General features: G+C 59.1%; 14 protein-coding genes. 5 read left to right on the top strand and 9 right to left on the bottom strand.

The features are described from left to right. Positions 1-135 precede the first annotated feature (135 nt). The gene (locus tag FJU08_RS07780) at positions 136-1,536 is read left to right on the top strand and encodes an MFS transporter (protein WP_141148405.1); all 1,401 of its coding nucleotides are present in this window, start codon (positions 136-138) and stop codon (positions 1,534-1,536) included. Between the two features lie 9 nt (positions 1,537-1,545). On the opposite strand, the gene FJU08_RS07775 is transcribed toward FJU08_RS07780, so the two are convergent. Next, a complete protein-coding gene (locus FJU08_RS07775) occupies positions 1,546-2,424 on the bottom strand; it encodes an alpha/beta hydrolase (protein ID WP_141148404.1) in 879 nt (292 codons plus the stop codon). Positions 2,425-2,560: 136 nt separating this feature from the next. Further along, positions 2,561-3,727 (bottom strand): dienelactone hydrolase family protein, encoded by a 1,167-nt coding sequence (locus tag FJU08_RS07770; RefSeq protein WP_141148403.1) that lies wholly within the window; start codon positions 3,725-3,727, stop codon positions 2,561-2,563. 396 nt (positions 3,728-4,123) lie between these two features. Between FJU08_RS07770 and glpD the strand changes: the two genes are divergently transcribed. After that, complete coding sequence (glpD, locus tag FJU08_RS07765; protein ID WP_141148402.1) at positions 4,124-5,656, top strand: glycerol-3-phosphate dehydrogenase; 1,533 nt, start codon at positions 4,124-4,126, stop codon at positions 5,654-5,656. Positions 5,657-5,753: 97 nt separating this feature from the next. Beyond that, complete coding sequence (gene glpK, locus FJU08_RS07760) at positions 5,754-7,250, top strand: glycerol kinase GlpK (protein ID WP_141148401.1); 1,497 nt, start codon at positions 5,754-5,756, stop codon at positions 7,248-7,250. A gap of 7 nt (positions 7,251-7,257) precedes the next feature. On the opposite strand, the gene FJU08_RS07755 is transcribed toward glpK, so the two are convergent. The 6 genes from FJU08_RS07755 to FJU08_RS07730 all read right to left on the bottom strand — a co-directional run bounded on the left by FJU08_RS07755 (position 7,258) and on the right by FJU08_RS07730 (position 10,735). Continuing rightward, the gene (locus tag FJU08_RS07755; RefSeq protein WP_141148400.1) at positions 7,258-7,902 is read right to left on the bottom strand and encodes a ThuA domain-containing protein; all 645 of its coding nucleotides are present in this window, start codon (positions 7,900-7,902) and stop codon (positions 7,258-7,260) included. Between the two features lie 8 nt (positions 7,903-7,910). Beyond that, positions 7,911-8,402 (bottom strand): GNAT family N-acetyltransferase, encoded by a 492-nt coding sequence (locus tag FJU08_RS07750; RefSeq protein WP_141148399.1) that lies wholly within the window; start codon positions 8,400-8,402, stop codon positions 7,911-7,913. Positions 8,403-8,490: 88 nt separating this feature from the next. Continuing rightward, positions 8,491-9,003, bottom strand: coding sequence for a lysozyme inhibitor LprI family protein (locus FJU08_RS07745; RefSeq protein ID WP_141148398.1), 513 nt, complete (start codon positions 9,001-9,003; stop codon positions 8,491-8,493). Between the two features lie 3 nt (positions 9,004-9,006). Next, entirely contained in the window at positions 9,007-9,681 is a 675-nt protein-coding gene (gene trhA / locus FJU08_RS07740) for a PAQR family membrane homeostasis protein TrhA (protein WP_141148397.1), read from the bottom strand. A gap of 278 nt (positions 9,682-9,959) precedes the next feature. Next, the gene (locus FJU08_RS07735) at positions 9,960-10,283 is read right to left on the bottom strand and encodes a TraR/DksA family transcriptional regulator (RefSeq protein WP_141148617.1); all 324 of its coding nucleotides are present in this window, start codon (positions 10,281-10,283) and stop codon (positions 9,960-9,962) included. 41 nt (positions 10,284-10,324) lie between these two features. Then, positions 10,325-10,735, bottom strand: a complete 411-nt coding sequence (locus FJU08_RS07730) for a universal stress protein (RefSeq protein WP_141148396.1) — start codon at positions 10,733-10,735, stop codon at positions 10,325-10,327. Positions 10,736-11,144: 409 nt separating this feature from the next. Here FJU08_RS07730 and FJU08_RS07725 point away from each other — a divergent pair, with 409 nt between their 5' ends. Next, a complete protein-coding gene (locus tag FJU08_RS07725) occupies positions 11,145-12,431 on the top strand; it encodes an NAD(P)/FAD-dependent oxidoreductase (RefSeq protein WP_141148395.1) in 1,287 nt (428 codons plus the stop codon). A 60-nt stretch (positions 12,432-12,491) separates the two neighbouring features. On the opposite strand, the gene FJU08_RS07720 is transcribed toward FJU08_RS07725, so the two are convergent. Beyond that, positions 12,492-12,884, bottom strand: a complete 393-nt coding sequence (locus tag FJU08_RS07720; protein ID WP_141148394.1) for a DUF930 domain-containing protein — start codon at positions 12,882-12,884, stop codon at positions 12,492-12,494. Between the two features lie 161 nt (positions 12,885-13,045). On the opposite strand from FJU08_RS07720, the gene FJU08_RS07715 reads away from it, so the two are divergent. After that, positions 13,046-15,160, top strand: coding sequence for a S9 family peptidase (locus FJU08_RS07715; protein WP_141148393.1), 2,115 nt, complete (start codon positions 13,046-13,048; stop codon positions 15,158-15,160). The last annotated feature ends 32 nt before the right edge of the window (positions 15,161-15,192 follow it).

The raw sequence follows: 15,192 nt of genomic DNA, 5'->3' as shown, positions 1-15,192 counted from the left end.
TTTGTGAAAGCGGCGACAGACAAAGCAGACAGCCGGAACCCTGATCGGAGCATCTGTATTTTCCGGATTGGCAAGCATCGAGAAGGCGGATAAGACGTTTGCTCTTGTCACATAAATCTGGCCAAAATCCAACCGATGAATCCGATCGTCCCGCTCATCCTTGCCGTCGCCCTGTTCATGGAGCAGATGGATTCGACCGTGATCGCCACGGCACTCCCGGCAATTGCAGCCGATCTTCATGTCGGGCCAATCACGCTGAAACTGGCGCTGACGGCCTATATGGTGGCGCTGGCGATCTTCATTCCGATCTCCGGCTGGATGGCAGACCGCTTCGGCGCCAAGCTGGTGTTTCGAACCGCAATCGCGGTGTTTCTGACCGGTTCGGCCATGTGCGCCTTTTCCGGAAGCCTGAGTGCATTCGTCATCTCGCGCTTTCTGCAGGGCATGGGCGGCGCGATGATGACGCCGGTCGGCCGCCTCGTCATCCTGCGTACGACATCGCGGACCGAGCTGGTACGCGCCATGGCACTTTTGACCATTCCAGGCCTTGTCGGCCCTCTGGCCGGTCCGCCGCTTGGCGGCTTCATCACCACCTATTTCACCTGGCACTGGATCTTTCTGATCAACATCCCGATCGGCATATTGGGATTGATCCTGACCTCGATCTATCTGCCGAAGATCGAGGCGGAGCGCCCGCCGCCGATCGACTGGACCGGCTTTGTCCTTCTCGCCACCGCCGCTTCCGGTGTCGTGTTCGGTCTGTCGGTGATCAGCATGCCGGCATTGCCGCCAGCAGTTGGCATCAGCACGACGGTCATCGGCTGTGGCGCAACGCTCTGGTACATCATCCACGCCCGCAAAGTTGAAAAGCCGCTTCTCGATCTCAAGCTGTTTGCCGTGCCGACCTTCCGCACCGCCATTCTGGCCGGAACGTTTTTCCGCATCGCCGCCGGCGCCTTCCCCTTTCTGCTGCCGCTGATGCTGCAGATCGGCTTCGGCTTCACGCCCTTCCAGTCGGGCATGACCACCTTTATCGGCGCCATTGGTGCGATCGCCACCAAATTCATCGCCCCGCGTGTTCTGGCCTTTGCCGGCTTCAAGCGCCTGCTGCTGACCACCGGAACGCTTGGCGCGCTGTTAATGTTCGCCATCGGTCTGATCGAACCAACAACACCCACTGCCGTCATTCTCGGTGTATTGCTGATTTCCGGCTTCACGCGGTCCTTCTTCTTCACCAGCATCAACGTGCTGGCCTATGCCGATATTGACGGCCGCGCCGCCAGCCAGGCGACGGCGATGAGCTCGACAATCCAGCAGGTCAGCCTGGCGCTCGGTGTCGCCTTTGCCGCCGTGGTGCTGGAAATCTCCTCGCTCTTTGCCGGAACAGCCCTGTCCGTTGCCCAGTTCCATGTCGCCTTCCATGTGGTGGCGATCTGCTCGGCACTAGCCGTGGTGCCGATCCTGACACTGACGCGTGAATCCGGCGCCAATGTTTCCGGTCAGAACCGTCACGGTGCGGCCGAAGGCGGCCATTGAGAGTATCCGTCAGTCCAGCATGCCGATCTGCCGCAGCCAGTCGATGAACAGCCGCGACCAGTCGCGGACCGGTGCGCCCGGCACGGAAAAGGTGTGTCCGCCATCGCGGAAGACATGAAGCTCGGCAGGCACACCGGCCCGGCGCAGGGCAGCATAAAAGCCAAGACCGTTTTCGGCTGGCACCGACTGATCATCATCGGCCAGGACCAAAAAGGTTTCCGGCGCATCTGACGTGACCTGAAGATCGGGCGAATAATCCCGCTTTGCCGCTTCATCGGCCCTATCGCCTAAAAGCGCCTCACGCGAGCCGTTATGAACAAAGGGATCCTGCATGGTGATGACCGGCACCATCAGGCCCAAAAAATCGGGTCTGGCGGAAAGCTGGTCGGCATCATCCATCGGTGCATAGACCTGCCTTGCATGAGCCGTTGCCACCGAAGCCGCCATATGCCCGGCGGCGGACGAGCCGAGAAAACCGATCCGGTCCGGGGACAGCCCCCAATCGGCAGCGTTGCGCCGGATCAGGCGAACGGCCCGCTGTGCATCCATCAAAGGCACATCCGCGGCATTCTCATGCCCCTCTCCCGGCAACCGGTAGATCATCATGAAAGTCGTGATCCCGAGCGGGGCCAGCTCCAGCGCCAGTTGATAGCCGGCTGCATCGAGCGATATCCGGCGATAACCGCCGCCTGGCGCGGCGATCAGAGAGACCCCATTGGGCTTTTCCGGCACGATGGCCGTCAGCGATGGTGCACTGACACCGGTGATCACACGGCTGGTGCGAAACAGGTTCTCGGATCTTTCGGTGATAACCGGCTCAAGATCGGCAGGCGTACCCTTCGGACGTCCGGGCCAGAGCGGAATAACCTGTTCGTGGGCAAGCGCCATGATATGCACTCCTCTATGCATGGCCGAGACGAGACCGGCGGAACGGCTGCACTGCACCCATTCCGCCGGTCGAAAGAATGACCAGTTCCGCAAGCACGACAAGCGGGACCGGTCGTATTATTTAGCCAGGGCCGAATTATTTCAGCTGGCTGTCGAGCCAGTCGAACGCCGCCTTCTGCCGGTCTTCCGTGAAGATGTGGCCACCATCGAAGAAATCGGTCTTCAGCTTGTCATCGGCATTATAGGCGTCCCAGACAACGCGCATCTTGGCATAGGCATCCTCCACCGAAGCCTTGGGAAACAGCGGATCCTCGACACCCTCCATGAAATAGAGCGCCTTGGGAGCTGCAAGCGAGGCGACATCGGGATAGTCCATCAGCCGTGCAATGCCGGGATGGTTCATATACCAGGCCGACTGGCCCTTGAGCTGGTTATTGCCCGGAACCATCAACCCGTCATAGGTCGCCATCCAGCAATCGGCGACCGTTGCCTTGACGACGGGGGAAAGCGCGGCGACCTGCCAGGCGCGGAATGCGCCCATGGAGAAGCCGACCACCCCAACCTTGTCGGGATCGACCTCCGGCAGGCTGGCAACAAATTCAGAGGCCCGCACATCTTCCTGGGCCATGATGCCGGCCAGCGATGAGCCGAGATTGGAGAGATTGGAGGCAAGCGCCTGCTGCGCCTCATAGCCATTGCCGGCACGATCACCCCAGCCGAGCGCATCGGTGGCAACCACCACATAGCCGCGCTTTACCAGTTCCTCGCCCGGGAACAGGCCGGAGAAATATTTCTGCGACCATTGGGTTGTCGATTTCAGCCGCTCCTCATCATACCAGGGGCGGATCCATTTTTCCTTGCCGATATCGAAACGTGCACCGTGATCGTGCAGCATCAGGACGCCGGGAAACGGTCCCTCGCCCTTGGGCACCAGAACGATGGCCGCGATGCGGCTTTCATCGGTGACATTGAAGGCAACGCGCATGGCGGTGAATCCACCGCGATCGACCTTGTCGATCACTTCCGGCGCGAAATCCACCGTATCGGTCGACGGTAACATCAGCGCTTCGGCCGATGGCAAAACGCGGTCATGCCAGGCCTTCGGATCGCCGCCATCATAGGCAAGCGGATAGGTCATCTTCGCCTTCAGTTCGGAAAAGAAGGTCGGCAGATTGCCATCGGTGATCGGATGCGTCTCGAAGAAAGTCCCCGATTTCGGCTCCAGCGGTGTCTCGGCGGATTGAGCATAGACGGTGGTGGCCATGGCAAGTCCGATCAGAATGGTTGATGTCAGCAACTTCATGAATAGTCCTCCAGGATAAGATCGCCAAGGCGGCAGAAAAGCCGGGAGCACTCTCTGCATGTCCAGGGATCAAGAGAAGAGGAAACAACACGCACGACGCCCGGACGCGAAACCGCGCCATCTGATAAACCTCCCGGAGCCGTCCGGTTCCCCCTCCCGCAACTGACATACTAGAAGATTCGCGTGGCCGAGCAATTCGAAAGTTCAAATTTGAATATTTAAATCAGCATTTTAACAAATATCATCTTTGTCACGCCTTGCTGCACTGCCGAAGATGCGCTCAAGGCACCTCTATTCAGGTCCAAAAAACGAACCAAAACGAACCATAAATTTGACAAAACGAAAATTTACGCGCATCTATGGGCAAGCGATGGCCCTTCTGAGGAGTGAAGAACAATGCCTGGTGCAAGCTCTGCTGACCCGCTTGACCTGTTTGTGATCGGTGGCGGTGTAAATGGAACCGCAATTGCCCGCGATGCCTGCGGACGCGGTCTGACGGTCGGGCTGGCGGAAATGCATGATCTTGCCTCCGCCACCTCATCGGCCTCGACCAAGCTGTTTCACGGCGGCCTGCGCTATCTCGAATATTACGAGTTCAGACTGGTGCGCGAGGCGCTGATCGAGCGCGAAGTGCTTTTGAAATCCATGCCGCATATTTCCTGGCCGATGCGCTTTGTCCTGCCCTATCACAAGGGGCTGCGCCCCTGGTGGATGCTGCGGCTCGGCCTGTTTCTCTATGATCATCTGGGTGGCCGCAAGATCCTGCCCGCAACCAGAGCGCTGAAGCTCTCAGGCGATCCAGCTGGCACCCCCTTGAAAAGCGACTATCACCGCGCATTCGAATATTCCGATTGCTGGGTTCAGGATGCGCGCCTGGTCTCGCTGATGGCCCGCGACGCCTTTGAGCGCGGCGCAACCATCATGACCCGTACCCGTGTCACCGCAGCGAAGCAGATTGACGGTAATAACGGGCCACTTTGGAAAGTTTCGCTTTCCGCCGAGGGCGTTGGCACGCTGGCCCCCGTCTATGCCCGTGCACTGGTCAATGCCGGAGGACCCTGGGTCGCAAACGTCATCACCGACACGCTCAATCTTGCTTCGAGTGAAGGCGTGCGGCTGGTGCGCGGCTCGCATATCGTGGTGAAAAAGCTCTACGACCACGACCGCTGCTATTTCTTTCAGGGAAAGGATGGCCGGATCATCTTCGCCATTCCCTATGAGCAGGATTACACGCTGATCGGCACGACCGACAAGGATCACAAGGCCGACCCCGGCAAGGTCGAATGCACGCCTGAGGAAGCCGAATATCTCTGTCGCTTTGCCTCGGACTATTTCGAAAAGCCGGTGACGCCTGCCGATGTCGTCTGGACCTATTCCGGCGTCCGTCCGCTTTATGATGATGGTGCACAATCGGCGACGGCTGCCACACGCGATTATGTTCTGTCGCTGCGTGCGGAAGGCGCGCCGCTGCTGTCCATCTTCGGCGGCAAGATCACCACCCATCGCAAGCTTGCCGAACATGCGCTGGAAAAGCTTCAGCCCTTTTTCCCCGATGCAAAGGGGGAATGGACGGCCGACAGCATTTTGCCGGGCGGTGAATTCGCCGTCGGCGAACGCAACGCCCTTCTCGGTGAACTGATCACCGATTATCCCTTCCTGACGACAGGCTGGGCAGAGCGCCTGTTTCGCAATTATGGCCGGGATTGCTGGCACATTCTCGGCGAGGCAACATCAGCCGCGGATCTCGGTCAGGATTTCGGCCATACGCTCTATGAAGCCGAGGTCAAATGGCTGGTAAGCCGGGAATTTGCCGTGAACGCCGAAGATATTGTCTGGCGACGGACCAAGCTGGGTCTGAAGATGACGCAGGAGGAGGTCATCGCCCTTGACGCATGGCTTGCCGACAGGGCATCGAGGAGGACCGCCTGAGGTGCGGAGCACCCGGGAGGCGTTTGTGCCGCAAAATCCGATGCGCGCCTGACCGCGCCATCGCGCCGGCTCAGGGAACCGGCAATGGGAGGAATGAATGGGTTATATTCTGGCGATCGACCAGGGCACGACGTCCAGCCGGGCGATCCTGTTTGACAGGCACATGCGGATCGTCGCCTCCGCACAGGAGGAGTTTCCGCAGATCTACCCCTCGTCGGGCCTGGTGGAACATGACCCCGCCGATATCTGGTCGACCGTTGCCGGCACATGCCGCTCAGCCATTGAACGCGCGGAAATTTCAGCAGCCGAGATTGCCGCAATCGGCATTGCCAATCAGCGCGAAACCACGCTGATCTGGGACAAGGAGACCGGCAGGCCGATCCATAATGCCATTGTCTGGCAGGACCGGCGCACGGCCGATACCTGTGCGCGGCTGCGCGAGGAAGGCCATGAGGGCTTCATCCGCTCGGCAACGGGGCTGATCCTCGATCCCTATTTCTCCGCCACCAAGATCGCCTGGCTGCTGGATCATGTGGAAGGCGCGCGCGCCGAGGCAAAGGCGGGCAAGCTCGCTTTCGGCACCGTCGACACCTATCTGATCTGGCGGTTGACCGGCGGCAAGAGCCATGTGACAGACGCCACCAATGCCGCCCGCACGATGATCTACAATATTCGCAAAGGGTGCTGGGACGAGGATATCTGCGCGCTTCTTGACATCCCGATGGAGATCCTGCCGGAGGTGAAGGACTGCGCCGCCGATTTCGGCATGACACGTGCCGATCTCTTCAGCCGCGAAATCCCGATTTTCGGTGTTGCGGGCGATCAGCAGGCGGCCACCGTCGGCCAGGCCTGTTTCGAGCCGGGCATGATCAAATCCACCTATGGCACGGGTTGTTTCGCGCTTTTGAACACCGGCGACAAATTCGTTGCCAGCACGCATCGCATGCTGACCACGCTTGCCTATCAGCTTGACGGCAAGCCGACCTATGCGCTGGAAGGTTCGATCTTCATCGCTGGCGCGGTGGTGCAATGGCTGCGCGACGGCTTGAAGGTGATCCGCCATGCCAGTGAAACCGACAAGCTAGCCAATGCCGCCGATCCCGAGCAGACGCTCTACATGGTTCCCGCCTTTACCGGTCTGGGCGCCCCCTATTGGGATGCGGAATGCCGTGGCGCCGTTTTTGGCCTGACCCGCAATTCCGGCCCGGCCGAATTCGCCCGCGCCGCCCTGCAGGCCGTCGGCTACCAGACGCGCGACCTGCTGGAGGCCATGCATGCGGACTGGGGCGGGCAGGATTCTGCCAATATCCTGCGGGTCGATGGCGGCATGAGCGCCAATGACTGGACCATGCAGTTTCTGGCCGACATTCTCGGCGTTCCGGTTGACCGGCCGAAGGTCGTTGAGACGACGGCACTCGGAGCCGCATGGCTTGCCGGCAGCCGCGCCGGGCTTTATCCGGGTCTGTCCGAGTTTTCAGAGAACTGGGCGCTTGAAAAGCAGTTTCACGCCCGTCTGGACCGGGAGAAACGCGAGAGCCTCTATCGCGGCTGGAAGGATGCCGTCAGCCGGACATTGGGGCCGCTTGCTGGCTGAATAGCTGTTATCGCGCAGCCCATGAAAGGCCGCGCTCAAGGATCAGCCGCGCCTGCGGGTGGGAAAGCTCTGCCGCCGAATGACCGAGGGCCGAATAAAAGACCCGTCCGGCCCCGAAGCGCCTTTTGATGACGACCGGCATGGTGACACCTTTCGTTGCATCATCATGCTGGCCGGAAAAACGCGTGGTCGCCAGCACATCGGCCGACGGGTCATAATGAAGGTAATATTGCTCCGAGCGGTAGTCGAAACCTTCAACGCCCGCCATGACCGGATCATCCGGCCGGGCGATATCGACGTGATAATCGATGATCCCGCCCGGATGACCGGCAAAGGTGACACCAGCCAGATATCGAAACGCAGTCGATGCCTTGAAGCTTGCTGCAAGGCCGGCATGAAAACCTGCCAGGCCAAGCCCGCCGCGCACCGCCCCGGTCAACGCTTGAACATCAAGATCATCAAGCATCTCACCGGTAACGATCGGCACCAGCAGATCCGAAGCAAGCGTTTCACCCGCAGCAATCCGCGACAGGTCGCCTGAGACCGAAACGGAAAAACCGTCATCCTCCAGCATCCCGGCGATCACATCGGCGCAGCGCTCAGGCTCATGCCCCGGCCATCCGCCCCAAATGATCTGAGCCCGCCGCGCCATACCGCACCTCAGTCAAATCTGTATTGCAGCGTCGCCAGGTCGAGCCAGCGGCCGAATTTGGTGCCAACTTCACGGTAGAGTCCTGCATGAACGAAGCCGAGCTTTTCATGAAGGCGGATCGAAGCGCTATTGCTGGCATCGATTGCGGCAATCATGACATGGACATTGCCGGCCCGGGCACGGACAAGCAATTCCTGCATCAGCTTGAGGCCGGTGCCTTTGCCGCGCGCATCCTTGTGGACATAGACCGAATGTTCGACTGTATGTTTGTAGCCGTCAAAGGCGCGCCAATCGCCATAGCTGGCATAGCCCAGCACCCTGCCCTCCGCCTCGGCGACCAGAACCGGAAAGCCACGCTGGCGGCGTTGATCCAGCCAGTATGCACGGTTTTCAAGATCAATCAGGACATCGTTCCAGATCGCGGTCGTGTTAACCACGGCGTCGTTATAGATCTCGACAATAACAGGCAGATCGCTTTCGCGGGCATCACGGATCAGCATGGGGAGGCTTTCTCATCAAAGGCTTTTGGTCCTTGATAGATCAGCTTTACCGGCAAGGCCACGCCTCATGTCGAATTTCTTCGATCGCTCACTCGCCCGGCCAGGAACCGGCCAGATAAAGATACTGATCCGCGGTCATGCGCAGAAAACACGACGCGCTCACCGGACCAGAAATCGTCCCGCCCTGCCAGAGCGAATATTCATAGGTGCAGGTCTTGTCGCGGAAGGAAATCCAGTCGCGCTGCATGTCGCGCAATGTATCGCGCACCAGCATGGTTGTCCGCGGATCATCGGCATTGGCCTGATCCATGTCGCCCGCACGCTTGAGCAGATCCTGATAGGTCTTGTTCAGAAGATCATCCCAATAGCCGGTTTCCAACCGCAGGCACTCGATCATGCCATAGGTGGTGGCGCCGTCGTCGGTGGCATCTTCGCAGGCCTTTGCCGAGAGACCGGCGCAATCCCGTCGCGCCGCCGCATCACCCGCATCCGCCAGGCAGGCCGCCGTCGCCGCATTGGAATAGCGGATATCATCGGCGCGCGTCGGCACCGCCGCCAGCAGGCCCAATGCTGTCGTCAGCAAGGCAAGGCTCAGTTTCATCGCTCAGCTCCCGGTTCCCGTCACACTGAAAAACACCAGTATGGCAGCATAATGCACGGCTGCGGCAGCAACGACAAATCCGTGCCAGATCGCATTTTGAAACCGCAGCCGCTCCCAGATGTGAAAGACAACCCCGGCCGAATAGATGACACCGCCGATGACGATCAGAATGCTGGTGGCAAGCGGCAGCATGGGAAAGAGCGGCCGCGCCACGGCAACACCGCTCCAGCCCATGGCAAGATAAAGCAGGATCGCCAGACGGTCATAGCGTCCGGCAAAGAAAACCTTCAGCAAGACGCCGGCACCAGCCATGATCCAGATGCCGAAAAGCAGAGCACGGATCGCCGGGTCCTCCGCACCGCGCTCAAGAAAGGGCGTGTAAGTAGCGGCAATCAGCACGAAAATCGCCGAATGATCGAGCCGCCGGAACACCGCCTTGGTTCGCGGCACAGTCCCCGGCATGAGATTATAGGAACACGAAATCGCCAGTGCGAGAACCAGGCCCGCACTATAGATCCAGGCCGCAGCCAGCTCCCCCGGCGTCGACCACACGGTGGCATAGAAAATCAGAACCGTAGCCCCGATAAGCGCGAAAACGATGCCAATCCCATGCACCACGCCATCGGCGACAAGCTCACCGAAATCATACGTTGCCTTGACACGGAAAATGTGCGCCATAACCGCTCCTGCCAGTCTCTGCCTGATGAAAATTCTGGCCGTCCATCTCCTATATTTATGGCGATTGTCAGGGCAGACAAGACAGACACGATATGTCTGAACGCCCGGTCAATGCGAAGGCCGGTGGCGCTCAAGCTCACGCCCTGCCTTTTCACGGCGGATGATGTCAGCCGTTTCAAAGCGCACCACCCGGCGAAAGCGAACCAGATCACCTTGCTCCGGACGCGCAAAAGCCCCGGTCGCGAAAGGCCGGGGCCATCGTTCGAGTGGCAGAACCCCTATCTCAGTTCAGCAGCACATTTCTTGCAGAACGGCGTGTAGGGAACCGCCTCCAGCCGCTCCTCAGAGATCGGCTTGCCGCAATTCACGCAGATGCCGAACGTACCGTCCTCGATCCGATCGAGGGCTGCATCAATGGCGCGCATCTCGTCCGAGCCGACCTGGCCGAACTCTTCTAGCACTTCATCATTCTCCGCCTCGGTTGCGCGGTCGGCACTGTCGGGGTTTTTCGTCCGCCCGAGATCGTTGTCGATCTTGGTCAGGCGCCCGAGAATTTCGTGCTTGCGCTCCAGAAGCCGATTTTTATAGACAGAGCTATCCATCATCGCAGTCCTCCCAAACTGACGCGTGGTTGAAACGCCGCTCAGCGGCGCACGAGCACCGAGCAGGTCGCGTGACGCACCACCCGGTCGGCCGTCGACCCCAGGAGATAATTCGACAGATCCGGCCGATGCGACGCAATGATGATCAGATCGGTCTTGCGGTCCTTGGCTGCCGAGAGAATTTCACGCGAGGCCGGCCCGGTCCGAAGCTCAATATGGGCATCCACCTTCAGCTCATCCTTGAGCTGTTTCAGCTTGTCCTTGGCATCTTCCACGGCATTGTCGATCACATCGACAGGGATATCAATCGACAGATAGGCCGGGACCTCTTCAACGACATGCAGAAGCGTGATGCTGCCGCCCTCATCAAGAAGCTCCGAAGCCTTGCGAAGAATGTCACCACCCTTTTCAAGCGCTGCAATATCAACGGGTACGAGTATCTGTTTGAACATGGCATCCTCCTTTGCCCAACGCCGGAACACCTGCCGGTCATGCCCTGATCACAATGCCTCGCGGCACCATGTCTCTCCCACCATTTCCCGGGCTTCAATCTGACCCGGTGTTCAACTGACGGGGGCCGGTATTCCCATGCAGCAAGCTTGCCCCCGTTGACTTGCGCCGCCATTGATCCGAATCAAGAACGCAATTGATCATTATCAGCATCACGCAAAGCGTTACACAGGCCGCATCCGCCGACAAGCCTCATTTACAACGCACCGATGCCTTCAAAGGCGCCCAACTAATTCACTATTGCGTATGTTCATATTTACGAATATATAATCTAGACAAGGCGCGATGGGAGGCGTCAGGGCCCGGCTGTTGGGCAAGACGACATCGCAAGCTATTCGAGTGGAGGAAAAAATGGCAAAAATCGTTGTTCTGGGCGCCGGCCTGGGCGGCACGATCATGGCTTATGAGCTGAGAAACAAACTTGGCCGTGACCATGAAATCACCGTCGTCAACAAGGGCTCGGTCTATTCATTCGTCCCCTCTAACCCGTGGGTCGCCGTTGGCTGGCGCGAACGCGAAGCCGTGGAAGTCGACCTCGTTCCGGCCTTTAAGAAGCGCAACATCACGCTGCGGCCGGAAGGCGCGGCAAAGCTTCACCCGGACGAAAATCGTGTTGAACTAACCGACGGCTCTTCCGTCGATTATGATTATCTCGTTATCGCGACCGGGCCGGAGCTGGCTTTCGACGAGATCGACGGGCTTGGCCCGGCGGGCTTTACCCAGTCCGTCTGCCAGACGGATCATGCTGCAGACGCCAAGCAGGCTTTCGATCAATTGGTGCGGAAGCCAGGCCCGGTGGTCGTCGGGGCTGTTCAGGGCGCCTCCTGCTTCGGCCCGGCCTATGAATTCGCCTTCATTCTCGACAAGGCGCTGCGCGATGCCAAGGTGCGTGATGCCGTGCCGATGACCTTCGTCACCCCTGAGCCCTATATCGGCCATCTCGGTCTTGACGGCGTGGGCGACACCAAGGGGCTGATGGAAAGCGAATTGCGCGCCCGTCACATCAAATGGATCAACAATGCCAAGATCGAGCGGATCGAAGGCGACAAAATCATTGCCGATGAGATCAATGACGATGGCTCGGTGAAGGAGCATCATGAGGTACCGGCGGTCTTTTCCATGCTGCTGCCGGCCTTCCGCGGCGTTTCCGCCGTCCGCGGCATTGAAGGGCTCACCAATCCGCGCGGCTTCATCATCGTCGATCGCCACCAGCAAAATCCGCAGTTCAAAAATGTCTTCGCCATCGGCGTTTGCGTTGCCATCGCCCCGACCGGCAAGACAGCCGTGCCTGTCGGCGTACCGAAAACCGGCTTTATGATTGAATCGATGGTGACGGCCACCGCCGCCAATATTGCGCTGATGATCGAGGGTGAAGCACCGAATGTTCAGGCAACATGGAATGCGGTCTGCCTGGCCGACTTCGGTGACGGGGGCGTTGCCTTCGTCGCGCAGCCGCAGATCCCGCCGCGCAATGTCAACTGGTCCTCGTCGGGACGCTGGGTCCACACGGCCAAGGTGGGCTTTGAAAAATATTTTCTGCACAAGGTTCGCAATGGCCATGCCGAGCCATTTTATGAAAAACTCGCGCTTCAGGCGCTGAAGATCGACAAGCTCAAGGCCGTCACCTTCGACAACTGATCGCGATACAAAGGGGACTCCGGCGACAGCACTCGGGGCCCCTTTATTGCACCCGCCCGTTTAGGGATAGAGATAGTAGTGGGTCCACTTGGCGCGCGGCACTTCCGCACCGATCTTGAATGAAAATTTCTTGATATTCAGTTCTGTCGGATCGGCTTCGCAGTGATAGCTCAGCCGGTACCAGTGTTCATGCGAGCGGAATACCGCCCCCTTTGCATCAATGGTCGTGCCCTTAACTTTCGGTGCACCGAACGTATAGGCGATCACCTTGTCGGGTGACATGTCCTTGCGTGCTGCATCGATTCGGCTCAGGGCCTCAATGTCGCAGCGCTGTTCAAGCCTTTCCTCCGGCTCAAGTTTTTCGAGTTCATTATCGATGCGTTTGCTTTCGGCATAGACGCTGTGGCAGGAGCCGGCCAGAATCAACAGGACGGCAGCGAGCCTTTTTTTCATCGTACTTTGTTTCCCTGTTTTCCTAGTTTTTGCAATAACTTGTAATCGAAGCGACGGCACTATGCATAGTTTTCAGTGTCAGCGCTAGCCTACATTGAACAGGGATCTTGATGCAAAAGTGGCAGCCACTTATCTTCCTGTCCAAACGGGAAAGGAAAATCATGCCCGAACAACGCTTCAAAAACCTGCCCAAAGCGCCGCATGCGCCCAAACATCCGGCAACAGACACGCGCCATGGCATCACCCGCACGGACGAATATGCCTGGCTGCGCGCCGATAACTGGCAGGCCATGTTCAAGGACCCGGCCATTCTGGATCTGGAAATCCGCGCCCATCTGGAGGCGGAAAACGCCTATATGACCGCCGCCATGGCAGACACCGAAGCGCTGCAAAAGGCGTTGTTTGCCGAAATGCGCGGCCGTATCAAGGAAGATGACAGCTCGGTGCCAATGAAGGACGGCCCCTTCGCCTACGGCACCGGCTTCGTCACTGGTGGCGAGCAGCCGCATTTCTTTCGCATCCCGCGCGACGGTGATGTCAAAGATGCGGCAATCCGCGCAACCTTGCTCAACGGCGACAGGGAAAGCGAAGGCAAGGCCTATTTCCGGCTTGGCGGGCTTTCTCATTCCAGCGATCACAAGCTTGGCATCTGGAGCTATGATGACAAGGGGTCGGAATTTTACACCCTGCGTGTTCGCGACCTTACGACCGGCACGGATCTTGACGACCGGATCGAAAACACCGGCGGCGACGGGATCTGGGCACCGGACGGCAAAAGCTTCTTCTATACCGAGGTTGACGAAAATCACCGCCCTTCCAAGGTCTTCCGCCATATTCTGGGAACCGCACAGAGCGCCGACGTCCTGGTTTACGAAGAAGAAGATCCTGGTTTCTTCGTCGGTGTCGGCGGCTCACTCCTTGATGATTTCGTCTTTATCGATATTCACGACCATGAGACCTCGGAAACGCACCTCATCGCCGCAGACCGGCTGGGCCAGCCCCCGGCGCTGGTTGCCCCGCGTGAGACCCAGGTCGAATATGATCTGACGGAAGGCGGCGATGTCTTCTACATCCTCACCAATGCCGACGGTGCCAAGGACTTCAAGATCGTCGAAACACCCGTGACGGCACCGGGCAAGGAAAACTGGCGCGAGGTCGTGCCGCATGTGGAAGGCCGGCTGATCCTCAGCCACATGGCCTTTGCCCGCCATCTCATCTGGCTCGAGCGTTTCGGCGGCCTGCCGCGCATCGTCATCCGCGACCGCAAGAGCGGTGAAGAGCACGCCATTGCCTTTGATGAGGAAGCCTATGCGCTCGGCCTTCAGGGTGCCGCCGAATATGACACCGACGTCATCCGCTTCTCCTATTCATCGATGACGACCCCGTCGCAGCTCTATGATTACAATATGGCGACGCGCGAGCGCACGCTTCTGAAAACGCAGGACGTGCCGTCTGGCCATAATCCGGATGATTATGTCACCCGCCGCATTCAGGCAAAAGCCGCCGATGGGCAGCTGGTGCCGGTCTCGATCGTCTATCACAAGGACACGCCGCTGGATGGCTCAGCGCCCTGCCTGCTCTATGGCTATGGCGCCTATGGCATCACTATCCCCGCCTCCTTCTCGACCAATTGCCTGTCGCTGGTTGATCGCGGCTTCATCTATGCCATCGCCCATATTCGCGGCGGCAAGGACAAGGGCTTTGGCTGGTATGAAGACGGCAAGATGTTTGCCAAGAAGAACACTTTCACAGACTTCCTCGCCAGTGCCGAAGCGCTGATCGCCGAAGGCTTCACCACGCGGGGACAGATCGTCGCCGAGGGTGGCTCGGCCGGCGGCATGCTGATGGGCGCGGTTGCCAATATGGCGCCGGAACTATTCTCCGGCATTATCGCCGCCGTGCCCTTTGTCGATGTGCTGAACACCATGCTGGACGATACATTGCCGCTGACACCGCCGGAATGGCCCGAATGGGGCAATCCGATCGCATCGAAGGAATCCTACGACTACATGGCGAGCTATAGCCCCTATGATAATGTCGCGGAAAAGCCCTATCCGGCGATCCTGGCGCTTGGCGGCCTCACCGATCCGCGGGTAACCTATTGGGAACCTGCGAAATGGGTGGCGCGTCTGCGCGACAGGAGCACGGATGATGCGCCGATCCTGCTGCGCACCAATATGGATGCAGGCCATGGCGGCGCCTCCGGCCGGTTCCAGCGGCTGGAGGAAATCGCCCTTGAATATGCCTTCGCCATCAAGGCAGCGGGCAAGCTCTAGCCCAGCAAGTTCTAGCAAAGCGAGGACACCGA

The sequence above is a fragment of the Martelella alba genome (assembly GCF_006516955.1).
Lineage (GTDB): Bacteria > Pseudomonadota > Alphaproteobacteria > Rhizobiales > Rhizobiaceae > Martelella > Martelella alba.
This window is presented reverse-complemented; position numbering and strand designations above follow the sequence as displayed.

Excerpts from the sequence above, each read along its gene's own strand:
- FJU08_RS07775 (WP_141148404.1), bottom strand. The coding sequence starts at position 2,424 with ATGGCGCTTGCCCACGAACAGGTTATTCCGCTCTGGCCCGGACGTCCG.
- FJU08_RS07755 (WP_141148400.1), bottom strand. The coding sequence starts at position 7,902 with ATGGCGCGGCGGGCTCAGATCATTTGGGGCGGATGGCCGGGGCATGAG.
- FJU08_RS07720 (WP_141148394.1), bottom strand. The coding sequence starts at position 12,884 with ATGAAAAAAAGGCTCGCTGCCGTCCTGTTGATTCTGGCCGGCTCCTGC.
- FJU08_RS07780 (WP_141148405.1), top strand. The coding sequence starts at position 136 with ATGAATCCGATCGTCCCGCTCATCCTTGCCGTCGCCCTGTTCATGGAG.
- FJU08_RS07735 (WP_141148617.1), bottom strand. The coding sequence starts at position 10,283 with ATGGATAGCTCTGTCTATAAAAATCGGCTTCTGGAGCGCAAGCACGAA.
- trhA (WP_141148397.1), bottom strand. The coding sequence starts at position 9,681 with ATGGCGCACATTTTCCGTGTCAAGGCAACGTATGATTTCGGTGAGCTT.
- FJU08_RS07730 (WP_141148396.1), bottom strand. The coding sequence starts at position 10,735 with ATGTTCAAACAGATACTCGTACCCGTTGATATTGCAGCGCTTGAAAAG.
- FJU08_RS07715 (WP_141148393.1), top strand. The coding sequence starts at position 13,046 with ATGCCCGAACAACGCTTCAAAAACCTGCCCAAAGCGCCGCATGCGCCC.
- FJU08_RS07745 (WP_141148398.1), bottom strand. The coding sequence starts at position 9,003 with ATGAAACTGAGCCTTGCCTTGCTGACGACAGCATTGGGCCTGCTGGCG.
- glpD (WP_141148402.1), top strand. The coding sequence starts at position 4,124 with ATGCCTGGTGCAAGCTCTGCTGACCCGCTTGACCTGTTTGTGATCGGT.
- FJU08_RS07750 (WP_141148399.1), bottom strand. The coding sequence starts at position 8,402 with ATGCTGATCCGTGATGCCCGCGAAAGCGATCTGCCTGTTATTGTCGAG.
- FJU08_RS07770 (WP_141148403.1), bottom strand. The coding sequence starts at position 3,727 with ATGAAGTTGCTGACATCAACCATTCTGATCGGACTTGCCATGGCCACC.
- glpK (WP_141148401.1), top strand. The coding sequence starts at position 5,754 with ATGGGTTATATTCTGGCGATCGACCAGGGCACGACGTCCAGCCGGGCG.
- FJU08_RS07725 (WP_141148395.1), top strand. The coding sequence starts at position 11,145 with ATGGCAAAAATCGTTGTTCTGGGCGCCGGCCTGGGCGGCACGATCATG.